General features: G+C 64.4%; 12 protein-coding genes. 6 read left to right on the plus strand and 6 right to left on the minus strand.

Translation table 11 applies throughout. From position 1 onward, the window contains the following. The coding region (locus QZ307_RS09630; RefSeq protein ID WP_295999302.1) for an aldehyde ferredoxin oxidoreductase N-terminal domain-containing protein at positions 1-363 on the minus strand (363 nt) is incomplete at its 3' end. Between the two features lie 298 nt (positions 364-661). Here QZ307_RS09630 and QZ307_RS09635 point away from each other — a divergent pair. From QZ307_RS09635 to nrfD, 4 genes are read left to right on the plus strand one after another with little or no spacing between them, the layout of a single operon-like run. Beyond that, positions 662-1396: a ferredoxin-like protein gene (locus QZ307_RS09635; RefSeq protein WP_295999304.1), complete on the plus strand. Its 735-nt coding sequence runs from the start codon at positions 662-664 to the stop codon at positions 1394-1396. Between the two features lie 53 nt (positions 1397-1449). Beyond that, positions 1450-3612, plus strand: coding sequence for a molybdopterin-dependent oxidoreductase (locus QZ307_RS09640; RefSeq protein ID WP_295999307.1), 2163 nt, complete (start codon positions 1450-1452; stop codon positions 3610-3612). Continuing rightward, entirely contained in the window at positions 3612-4151 is a 540-nt protein-coding gene (locus tag QZ307_RS09645; RefSeq protein WP_295999309.1) for a 4Fe-4S dicluster domain-containing protein, read from the plus strand. The genes QZ307_RS09640 and QZ307_RS09645 overlap by 1 nt, the downstream gene beginning before the upstream one ends. 5 nt (positions 4152-4156) lie before the next feature. Next, positions 4157-5056 carry an NrfD/PsrC family molybdoenzyme membrane anchor subunit gene (nrfD, locus tag QZ307_RS09650; protein WP_295999314.1) on the plus strand — a complete coding sequence of 300 codons (900 nt, stop codon included), beginning with the start codon at positions 4157-4159 and terminating at the stop codon, positions 5054-5056. 67 nt (positions 5057-5123) lie between these two features. Here the strand turns inward: nrfD and QZ307_RS09655 are convergent, their stop codons facing one another. The 3 genes from QZ307_RS09655 to QZ307_RS09665 form a co-directional block, all read right to left on the minus strand. Beyond that, the gene (locus QZ307_RS09655) at positions 5124-6011 is read right to left on the minus strand and encodes a M15 family metallopeptidase (RefSeq protein WP_295999316.1); all 888 of its coding nucleotides are present in this window, start codon (positions 6009-6011) and stop codon (positions 5124-5126) included. Positions 6012-6100: 89 nt separating this feature from the next. Continuing rightward, positions 6101-6229, minus strand: a complete 129-nt coding sequence (locus tag QZ307_RS09660) for a hypothetical protein (RefSeq protein ID WP_295999319.1) — start codon at positions 6227-6229, stop codon at positions 6101-6103. Positions 6230-6250: 21 nt separating this feature from the next. Then, positions 6251-6787, minus strand: a complete 537-nt coding sequence (locus tag QZ307_RS09665; protein WP_295999323.1) for a pyridoxamine 5'-phosphate oxidase family protein — start codon at positions 6785-6787, stop codon at positions 6251-6253. A gap of 345 nt (positions 6788-7132) precedes the next feature. Here QZ307_RS09665 and QZ307_RS09670 point away from each other — a divergent pair, with 345 nt between their 5' ends. Continuing rightward, a complete protein-coding gene (locus QZ307_RS09670) occupies positions 7133-7555 on the plus strand; it encodes a very short patch repair endonuclease (protein WP_295999332.1) in 423 nt (140 codons plus the stop codon). 156 nt (positions 7556-7711) lie between these two features. Continuing rightward, the gene (locus QZ307_RS09675; protein WP_295999325.1) at positions 7712-8266 is read left to right on the plus strand and encodes a hypothetical protein; all 555 of its coding nucleotides are present in this window, start codon (positions 7712-7714) and stop codon (positions 8264-8266) included. 82 nt (positions 8267-8348) lie between these two features. Here QZ307_RS09675 and pdxT read toward each other — a convergent pair whose 3' ends face one another. Both pdxT and pdxS read right to left on the minus strand, forming a co-directional pair. Next, entirely contained in the window at positions 8349-8984 is a 636-nt protein-coding gene (pdxT, locus tag QZ307_RS09680; protein ID WP_295999328.1) for a pyridoxal 5'-phosphate synthase glutaminase subunit PdxT, read from the minus strand. A gap of 42 nt (positions 8985-9026) precedes the next feature. Further along, positions 9027-9769 (minus strand): pyridoxal 5'-phosphate synthase lyase subunit PdxS (pdxS, locus tag QZ307_RS09685; RefSeq protein WP_295999330.1); only part of this gene is annotated, 743 nt, incomplete at its 5' end.

A 9769-nucleotide genomic window follows, 5' to 3' on the forward strand; every position in this document is an offset into this window, starting at 1 on the left:
GATGATGGCGTCCCAGCCGGCCTTCTTGATGGCCGCGCCGATCATGCCGCCGGTGTGGGCGTCGATAACCTGATGGTCTTTGGTGTAGGTAGAAAGCGAGGCGATGGTGGTGCGGCCCGCCAGGGGTACGCCCGTGGCGGTGAGGGGGCCGACGGCGAAGACCACCTTGTTCTCCGGGGAGAGGGGGTCGGTGCCGGCGGGCACCTCGTCGTACATAATCTTGTTGGCGATGCCCATGCCGCCCACATACGCTTTATAGGGATCGGTGGGGCTCGTCGAAATGGTTCCATCCGTCAGATTGACGCGGAGGATTTTCCCGGTCCAACCGTAGGACTTTCCGGGATCAAGCTTTGTGTCTGCCATGATGAAGCTCCAAATCTCTTCGTGTGCTGTTGTTGCGCGGCACGCTTTTCGCGATCTGGAGTAATCGATGGAATAAGCATATATGCAGGGGTTTTGTGGTAATACCCTCAATGAGGGGACATTTTTTGACAGAAAGATGACGGCGCGGTTAACAAAAGAAAAACGCCAGAAAAACTTTCGGTAATGCCCCTCAAAGAGGGTACACAAACCCTCCATTCATGATTAGCATGCTCGGTGTTGCGCGGCGTTTGCGATCTTGAGTTCTCTCTAAGCGAACTAATACAAGGGGGAGTTCAAAATGACAGACACCCAGAAATTTGATCCCGCTGCCCCTCAGCAGACTCCTGCTTCTGGCAGCCCCGCTTCCGCTCCGGCAGCCGCCGAGCCGAAGCCGAAAACCTTCAACCGCCGTTCGGTGCTGGCCATGGCCGGCTGCGGCGTGGCCGGCCTCGTGGTCGGCGGCGCGCTGGCCTCGTGGGGCGTGACCACCCAGTCCATTGCCTCGGGCCGTATCGAACTGCGCACCACTCCTGCGAAAATGATCGTCACGGACCGTGCTCGCTGCTCTGGTTGCCAGCGCTGCGAGATGATGTGCACGCTGAAGAACGACGGAGCTGCCCAGCAGTCCATCGCCCGCGTGCGCGTGTGGGACAACTACAACTTCGGTTCGGGCGTCGATACCAACGATGGTATCTTCGGCAACTGCCAATTCACCGTTCAATCTTGCAAGCAATGCGCTGATCCTCAGTGCGCGAAGTACTGCCCGGTTCACGCCATTTCGGCGGACGAGGAAACCGGCGCCCGCGTGGTGGACGAGGAAGCCTGCATCGGCTGCGGCATGTGCTCGGCGGCCTGCCCCTGGAACATGCCTCAGGTCAATGCTCAGACGGGCACCTCTACTAAATGCGTCTCCTGCGGCCGCTGCGCCGAGCAGTGCCCCAACGGTGCCATCAAATTCATCGATTGGGAAGATATCGCGCAGAAAGTTATCGACGGAGGCGTGGTCTCCACGGCGACCATCGTCGAGGCCTAGGGCCTTCGATGGTGAAACGTCGCGACCTGCCTTCTGGTAGAGAGGATAGAGCAATGGCTGAGATGGCAATTACCAGGCGAGGATTCCTGGCCGCCAGTGCCGCAGGAGCTGCTTTAGCAGCCTCCGGCGCCACGCTGACGGGCTGCGCATCCACCCCTGCCGTTGACCAGGCGTATGCCGATGAAGTGGTCAACACGCAGTGCACCGCCTGTGCGAAACAATGCGGCTATGCCGCCTACGTGGTCGATGGTTCCATCGACAAAGTGGTGGGCCACGCCACCAACCCCCATGCCGCCGGCACCCTGTGCGCCCGCGGCTTCGGATCGGCCACTGTGGCCGCCTCCGAGGATCGACTGACCGAGCCGCAGCGCCGCAAGGACGACGGCACCTATGAGCCTGTCGAGTGGGATGTGGCCCTCGAGGAAATCGCTCGCGGGCTGAACGATATCAAGGGCCAGAAGGGCCCCGAGGCCCTGGCGGTCATCACTGATGGCACCTCCACGGCCGACTTCTACCTGACGCGCTTCATGAATGCCCTCGGCAGCGCCAACAGCTACGTGGATGCGGCAACGACGTCGCTTTCCGTAGCGTCGGGCTTGGCCCAGGTGACTGGCTATGAAGCCTGCGAGGTGGATTACGCCCAGGCCAAGATGGTGGTTATCCTGGACGCGAGCGTGGTGGAGATGCCCGATCCGGGTACCGTGGCCGGGCTTGAGAAGGCCAAGGAAAACGGGGCCACCATTGTAATGGTGGACTCCCGCATGCCCGCCTCGGCCTCACTGGCCACCGAGTGGCTGCCCGTGCGCGCCGGTACCGAGCTGGCCTTGGTACTGGCTTTGGGCCATGTGCTGGTCGAGCGCAACAAGGTGGCCAAGGAGGCTGCGGCCGCCATGGAAGGCTACGAGGAGTGGACGGCATCCCTGGCGTCCTATACCTCCTCGTGGGCCGCTGAGATAACCGGGCTTTCCGCCGACCGCATCGAGACCTTGGCCCTGGAGCTGGCCGCGGCTGCCCCGGCAGCCTCCCTCGATCTTTCGTGGCTGGCCCTGTTCGGCGGCGGCTACGGCAATGCCGGCGAGCTGGCCCGTGCCACGGCGCTGGTAAACGCCATGCTCGGCAGCTGGAACGTGCCCGGCGGCGTGTATGCGGAAACGACCACGGTGGATTTGACCGGCACGAAGCTGGCCCCCCTGGCAGTGACGGCCGCGGATGTGACGGCGGCGGATTACCCGCTGGCTGCCGGCGGATCGGCGCCCCAGGCTTTGCGCATGGCCCACGACGGTGCCCTTGAGGGCCTCATTCTGGCCGATGCGAACGTGGTGGCGGAGTATCCCGACCCCGCCTATATCAAGGAGGCCATCGAGGCCTGCACCTTGTCGGTGGCCATCACCCCCGAGATGACCGAGACGGCGGCCTGCTGCTCGTTCGTGCTCCCCGAGAAGGTGTGGAGCGAAAGTGCCCAGCTGCCCACGGTATCCGGCGCAGTTCATCCCACCTTGGTGGTGTCCTCGCAGGTTATCGAGCCGCAGGTGGAGCAGGCCCGCTCGATTCCCGAGATCGTTGAGAGCCTGGCCGCGGCCACGGGCACGGAAAGCGCCTTCCCCTTCACCCTGGCCGAGGCCACCGAGGCCTATTGCCAGGCTTGCGGCTGCACCGCGGCCGGAGCGGCGGCCGTGGGGTCTTCGATCCTGACGGCGAAGACGGCTGCGTGGCCGACGGCTTCGGGCAAGATCCAGTGTGCCAGCGACGCGGCGGCCCAGGCCGGCCTGACGGCGCTGCCCGGCTGGGCGGCCCCCACGGTGAGTCCCGACGCCCTGGGCTTCGAGTTCTATCGCCTGACCACGGGCAACGGCGCCACGCAAACCACGGCGAAGACGGTGAACGCGGCGCCCTTGGCGGCCATCGCGAAGCAGTACGCGCTCGACCGCCTGTGGATGAGCGCCGAGACCGCAGCCGATCTGGGCGTGGCCGAGGGCGACGAGGTGGTCATCGAGAACGAGTACGCTTCCGCGCCAGTGGCGGTGCACGTCACCGAGCTCATCGAGCCCACGGCGCTGTACCTGGCCGCCCCGTTCGGCGTCGAGAATAAGGAACAGACCCAGGCCGACGGCGTGGGTGTGCGTCAGGCGCGCTTCGTGCCCTTCGCACTGGAGACGGCCTACGGTGCCCCGCTTCTGCAGGAGACCATGGTGACCGTCGGGAAGGCAGGTGCATGATGACTCGCTACGGAATGCTCATTGACACGACGAAGTGCGTGGGGTGCTACGCCTGTCGCACGGCCTGTCAGCGTCAGAACAACTTGCTGCCCGATGAGGACTTCGTCCGCTTCGAGCGCCAGGAAACCGGAACGTACCCCAACGTGCGCGTGGAGACCGTGCCGCTGCAGTGCATGCACTGCGACGACGCCCCCTGCGCCTCGGTGTGCCCCACGGGCGCGGCCCACAAGGGCGCCGACGGCATCGTCAGCGTCGACCAGGGGCGCTGCATTGGCTGTCTGTACTGCATGTCGGCCTGCCCCTATCAGGTGCGTGTGCGCAACTCCCAGACCGGCGCCGTGGACAAGTGCCGCTTCTGCGCCGTGCAGACGGAGAAGGGTACCACCACCTGCACCTGCGTGGAGGCCTGTCCCGCCCATGCCCGCATCTTCGGCGACCTGGACGATCCTGATTCCGAGTTGGCCCGCGCCATCGTCGAGAAGGGCGCCAAGCCCATCGCCGGCGACCTGACCCAGGCCAAAGTCTATTACGTGAGGTGATTGAGATGACCTACGAACCCATTTGGGGCGCCATCATCGCGTGGTACCTCTTCCTTGCCGGATTGGGCGGCGGTGCGTTCGTCACCTCGACGTTCATCCGCTTCCGCCATCCGGAATGCCGCGGGCTGATGCGCATTGGGCGCATTGTGGCCCCGGTGGCCGTGTGCATCGGCCTGGTGCTGCTGATGTTCGACGCCATGGCGGGCTTCCAGCATCCCTTGCGCTTCGCCCTGTTGCTGACCAACTTCGGGTCGGTCATGACCTGGGGCGTGGTGTTCCTGGCTGCCTTCGTGGTGGTAGCCCTTATCGTGGCCATTATGGACTTCATGAAGCGCGAGGTGCCGGCGTGGCTCGACATTCTCGGCACGGTCATGGGCCTGTGCGTGGCCGCCTACACTGGCTGCCTGCTGGGCGTGTGCCAGGGCTTCCCGCTGTGGAACACAGCGCTGCTGCCCATTCTGTTCCTCGTGTCGGCGGTGTCTACCGGTATGGCCATCGTGCTGCTCATCGGCGCTTTCGCCAAGCCGGACGAGTTCAACCAAGTGGTGGTGCTCAAGAAGTTCCACTTCTGGCTACCGTTGGTAGAGCTTATCCTGGTGGCGGCCCTGCTGTTCGTTACCTCGGCCAATCCGAGCCCGGCCGGCTGGGCCAGCGTCATGGCGCTGATTGCCGGCAACTGGGCCGTGGCCTTCTGGGTGCTGTTCATTGCCGTCGGCCTGGTGATTCCCACCATTTTGGAATGCTGGATGCTGTGGATTGCCACGCACCAGCTGGAGACGTCCCGCACGGGCCAGATGGTCAGCGCGGCCTCGGATGCCGGCGTGCTCATCGGCGGTTTCGTCCTGCGTCTCATGATTGTATCGGCGGCGCTGCCCATTACTATTGTGCAGCCCTGGATGCTCTAGGACTTCTGGCGGCGTCCGTCCCCCTCGGGCGCCCCGAAGCTTCATTTCTTTTCGGGAAGGGCAGGAGCTACTCCTGCCCTTCCCCGTTCATTAGGTAGCCCTCGAGCCACTCTTCAAAGCACAGGCCACTGTCGGTGATGGCGCGGGCGTACTCTTTGCCCACGTAGCGGTAGTGCCAGGGCTCGTAACCGATGTTCGTGACGGCGCTTTTGTCGGTGGGATAGCGCAGGATGAAGCCGTAATCGGCGCAGTGCTTCATAAGCCACTTCTGTGCCTTGGTCTTCTCCTGCTTCTTGTCCAGTTCCTGGTAGCTTTCGTCGACCAGATCGACGGCCAGGGCCGCCTCGTGCTCGCTGGTATAGGGGCGCGCCACCCAGAAGGCGGCCTCCTCCTTGGCCTTCTTGCTGGAAAGGCCCTTGTCCTTGCTCAGCTGCACGCGGGCCTGGTAGAGCTCCTTCTGCTTCTTGTGGGTGCGGAAGGAGGAGCAGACCACGGGATGCACGCCGGCCTTGCGGGCCGCTTTCAGCAGGGCCTGCAGCGACCGGTAGGCGCGCTTGTCGATGGCGTGGGCGCCGTCGGCGAAAGTGCGCAGCGCGGGCACTTCGAAATCTTTCGGCAGGGGATGCTCGGCGTTTACCAGGCGCAGGTTCCAGGGCAGATCGTCCAAGGTGAGCACGGGGCCGTGCAGACCCAGTTCAACGGCGGTGTCGGTGGCGCCGCCGGGAACGACGGGATTGGCCGGGCTGTCGGCGGCCAGGGCCTGGGCCAGGTGGAAGGAGCTGGTGGAAACGGGGGCGGCCGCAGCGCCGGCGCTGGCGCACGAGGCCGTGCCGACCGCGCCGAGCAGTGCGGCGCCGCCCAGGGCGGCCAGCAGCTGACGCCGGGTAAGGGGTACCGCGGCCGCGGCGTCCAGGGCCTTGGAGGCCAGGGTCGCTGCGGGGGACTGTTCTGCCACGATGCCTCCTTCCAGCCAGCTCTCGAGCGTTCGATGGGCTCATCTTACCTGGGAAATCTGACGATGACGTGAAGAAGGTGCAGTTCTTACTAATTGTTAAGAGAGCCCAGCTGGTCGTCCAGCTCCTGGTCGGAAACGCCCCGCGCGTCGAAGGTAGATCCGTAATCGGCGGCAGGGGTGCCGAGCAGCACCTCGAGGGAGAAGGACGATGGCGTCAAGTAGACGGTGAGGTCGGAGCGCTAGGCGATGGTCTCGCCGTGGGCCCGGGCTTTCGCCAGATCGAGGGATTCCTTGCCGGTGACGGCTTCCAGGTCGATGACGATGACGCCGGTGCGGCCGAGGGTCTTGTCGATTTCCTCGGCGACGAACTCGTCGAGGCCGGGGCAGTACTTGCGTCCCAGGGCCACCAGAGCCTCGAGCTTCTCCTCGTCGGAGCGTGGCTGGCGGGCGGTGCCGAAGGCGATGACGCTGCGGAACTGATTCACCAGCTTTTCGGGAGCCACTTCGCTGCGGCCTACCACGGTGAAGGACACGTGGGGGTTGGCCTGCAGGGCCTCGAGCTTGTGGCCGGCGGTAGCGCAGTGCAGGTAGATGCGGCCGGCGGGAGCGCCGCCGTCCGCGTCGGCGTCGGCGTTGAAGGCGTAGCTGAGGGGCACGGCGTAGGGATAGCCGTCGGTGCCGCCGGTGCCCAGAATGCCGTAAACGCCCTCGTTCAAAATGGCGGTGCAGACATCGGTGGGAAGCAGCTGCTTGGAGCGGCGCATGCTGGGGAACATGGGCAATCCTTTCGGGGAGACGGCAGGTAACGGGGTCATTGTAGCAGGTTGGCGGGAAGAAGCAGAGGCTGGCACCGGAGGGGCTATAATACGACTCGAACGTGGTGCCAGGGAAAGGATTGGCCGGTGGGGCGCGCAAAGAAGCACGCGAAAAAACAGCAGGACCGGGCGTCTTCGGAGAAAGAAGCGCGGGAAGCGGCGGGCGTTGCAGAAGCTGACGGGATTGCGTCCGCAGAGGCACCGCGCCGCGCTGCAGAAGAAACAGCCGAGAAAGACGGCGCGCTGAGCGAGGCTTCCTCGAGCCGCTACGATTTCGGGGTCGTGTCCTTGGCGACACGCAAATCCATGCAGGGTAACAAGCGTCGTGACACGTCTCCGGAGATGAAGGTGCGGCGTATGCTGCGCGAGATGGGCTTTACCGGCTACCGCGTCGACTGGGCGAAAGCGCCGGGGCGTCCCGACGTGGCGTTCGTCGGTCGGAAAATCGCCATCGAGGTGCGGGGATGCTTTTGGCACCGGTGTCCCACCTGTCAGCTGTCGGTGCCCAAGAAAAACGTGGAGTACTGGGAAGCGAAGTTCGCCCGCAACATCGAGCGGGATGAGCGTAATTTGGCGGCGCTTGAGGAGCAGGGTTGGCGGGTACTGGTGCTCTGGGAGCACCAGCTGCGCAAGAAGGAGCTGCCGACTACGCGCCGTTTGATTTACGAGACAGTGCGGCGTCCCGACGACCCGCCCTATGACGAGGCATTTCCCGAGGAGGTGGAATGACCGGGCGGCCGGGGCAGACGGTCGCAGAGGGTTGACGGAGGGTCGATGATGGCTGCGCAACGGTTTGGTTGCGGGTCGACGGGCGGGGCGGTAGTTTTTCGCCTGCGGCTCGTAAGCTGAGACCGTACCTCCGCATTCTCAAGAAAGAAGGTCGCTATGACACAATCAACGGAAGTGCTGGCTGCGCTGAAGCGCGCCGGCAATTACAGCAAGCTGGCCATGCACAACGAAGGTCCGCGCAGCTTCAAGCGCGGTCAGGGTGCCCTCATCAAAGTAGTTGCCAAATTCGGCGACAAGAAGGGCATCTCCGACAAGAAGCTCTGCCGCACCCTGGGCTGGGGCTGCCACGAGACCATGGCCGTGGCCAAGAAGGCGGCTGACAACGGCTACGTCGATATTACGAAGAAGGGCGACGGCAAACATCGCATCTCGCTGACGAAGACAGGCAAGCAGATCCTCAAGAAGCGCATGGCCGCCGAGGACCGGGCTGCCGATGCCGTGTGCTCTTACCTGACCGATCAGGAAAAGGAGCAGCTGGTGGCGCTGTGTGCCAAGGTGAGCGAGGCCTGTGAGGATATGGGCGTCGACTATGCCGAGATCAAGAAGCGCCCCCATCGTCATCATGGCCATCGCGTGCATCGCTTTGGGCATCATCATTGTGCGTCGGGCAGCAAAGCCAAGGGCTCGACCAAGAAGTGCGGTTGCAAGTAGGCTCGAAGCGCGAGCGCAGAGAGCGTGGTGAAATGGGCGCGGCACGCCTCGGGCGGCCGCGCCCTTCGTTTGGCTCTGTGGTCTAGATGAGGCTGAGGAAAAGTCGATAGAGCCGGTTGTCGGCGTCGAGTTCCGGATGGAACGCGGCGCCGATTTGATTTTGGTAGCGCACGGCTACCGGCCCACCCCCATAGGCGACGAGGGTTTGCACGGCGGGATCGACGCGCTCGATGCGCGGGGCGCGAATGAAGGTGAGGGGCACGGGCGTCGCTCGTTTTGCCGTGGCGTGTGGATTGTCTTCCCACCAAAGACCTTCGGCGTGAAAGCTGCCGAGCTGGCGGCCGTAGGCGTTGCGTTGCACGGTGATGGGCAACGTGCGGAAGCCGTCGACGGCGGTGCGCTTGGCGGCGAGCTGGCTATCGAGGTTCGCCGTGTCGCCCGCGCCTTCGAGGTGCTGGGCCAGCAGAATAAGGCCGGCGCAGGTACCGAGAACGGGAAGACCTTTCTGGATGAGCGCGCGCAGGGGTTCGAAGAGGCCTGTGTCGCGCAGGAGCTTGGCCTGCACGGTGGATTCACCGCCGGGGAGCACGAGGCCGTCGAAGGAGTGGCGCATATCGGTTGCGTGACGCAGTTGGCGAACGGTGCACCCCAAGGCTTCGAGGCGCTGCTGGTGCTCGATGAAGGCTCCCTGCACGGCGAGGACCGCGATAGTTGTCATGATGCGTCTCCCTTGGCGCTTGTCTTGCTGCGTACCCTCACGCTACTGACCGCGCTCTTCCATGATGAGCTCAATTTCCTGGGCGTTGATGCCCACCATGGCCTCGCCCAGGTTTTCCGACAGCGTGGCGAGAAGCTCGGGGTCTTGGTAGTTGGTGGTGGCTTGGACGATGGCGGCGGCGCGCTTGGCCGGATCGCCCGACTTGAAGATGCCGCTGCCCACGAAGACGCCCTCGGCGCCCAATTGCATCATGAGGGCGGCGTCGGCGGGGGTGGCGATGCCGCCGGCGGCGAAGTTCACCACGGGAAGCTTGCCGGTTTCGTGAACCGAGCGCAGCAGGTCGTAGGGAACCTGCAGACGCTTCGCTTCTTCGAAAAGTTCGTCGTCACGCAGTGCCTGTACGGCGCGGATCTGGCTGTTGATGAGGCGCATGTGGCGTACGGCCTGCACCACGTCGCCGGTGCCCGGCTCGCCCTTGGTGCGAATCATCGCGGCGCCTTCGGCAATACGGCGCAGGGCCTCGCCCAGGTTGCGCGCGCCGCAGACGAAGGGGGCGCGAAACTGCGTCTTGTCGATGTGATAGGTGTCGTCGGCGGGGGAGAGCACTTCGGACTCGTCGATGTAGTCGATGTCGATGGCCTGGAGAATTTGGGCTTCGGCAAAATGGCCGATACGGCACTTGGCCATGACGGGGATGGAGACGGCAGCCTGAATGCCCTTGATCATGGCGGGGTCGCTCATGCGCGAGACGCCGCCGGCGGCGCGGATGTCGGCGGGAATGCGCT

The sequence above is a fragment of the uncultured Adlercreutzia sp. genome (assembly GCA_910585575.1).
In the GTDB taxonomy this organism is placed as follows: Bacteria; Actinomycetota; Coriobacteriia; order Coriobacteriales; family Eggerthellaceae; genus Adlercreutzia.

Excerpts from the sequence above, each read along its gene's own strand:
- QZ307_RS09670 (WP_295999332.1), top strand. The coding sequence starts at position 7,133 with ATGCAGGGTAACAAGCGTCGTGACACGTCTCCGGAGATGAAGGTGCGG.
- pdxT (WP_295999328.1), bottom strand. The coding sequence starts at position 8,984 with ATGACAACTATCGCGGTCCTCGCCGTGCAGGGAGCCTTCATCGAGCAC.
- nrfD (WP_295999314.1), top strand. The coding sequence starts at position 4,157 with ATGACCTACGAACCCATTTGGGGCGCCATCATCGCGTGGTACCTCTTC.
- QZ307_RS09635 (WP_295999304.1), top strand. The coding sequence starts at position 662 with ATGACAGACACCCAGAAATTTGATCCCGCTGCCCCTCAGCAGACTCCT.
- QZ307_RS09645 (WP_295999309.1), top strand. The coding sequence starts at position 3,612 with ATGACTCGCTACGGAATGCTCATTGACACGACGAAGTGCGTGGGGTGC.
- QZ307_RS09665 (WP_295999323.1), bottom strand. The coding sequence starts at position 6,787 with ATGTTCCCCAGCATGCGCCGCTCCAAGCAGCTGCTTCCCACCGATGTC.
- QZ307_RS09675 (WP_295999325.1), top strand. The coding sequence starts at position 7,712 with ATGACACAATCAACGGAAGTGCTGGCTGCGCTGAAGCGCGCCGGCAAT.
- QZ307_RS09640 (WP_295999307.1), top strand. The coding sequence starts at position 1,450 with ATGGCTGAGATGGCAATTACCAGGCGAGGATTCCTGGCCGCCAGTGCC.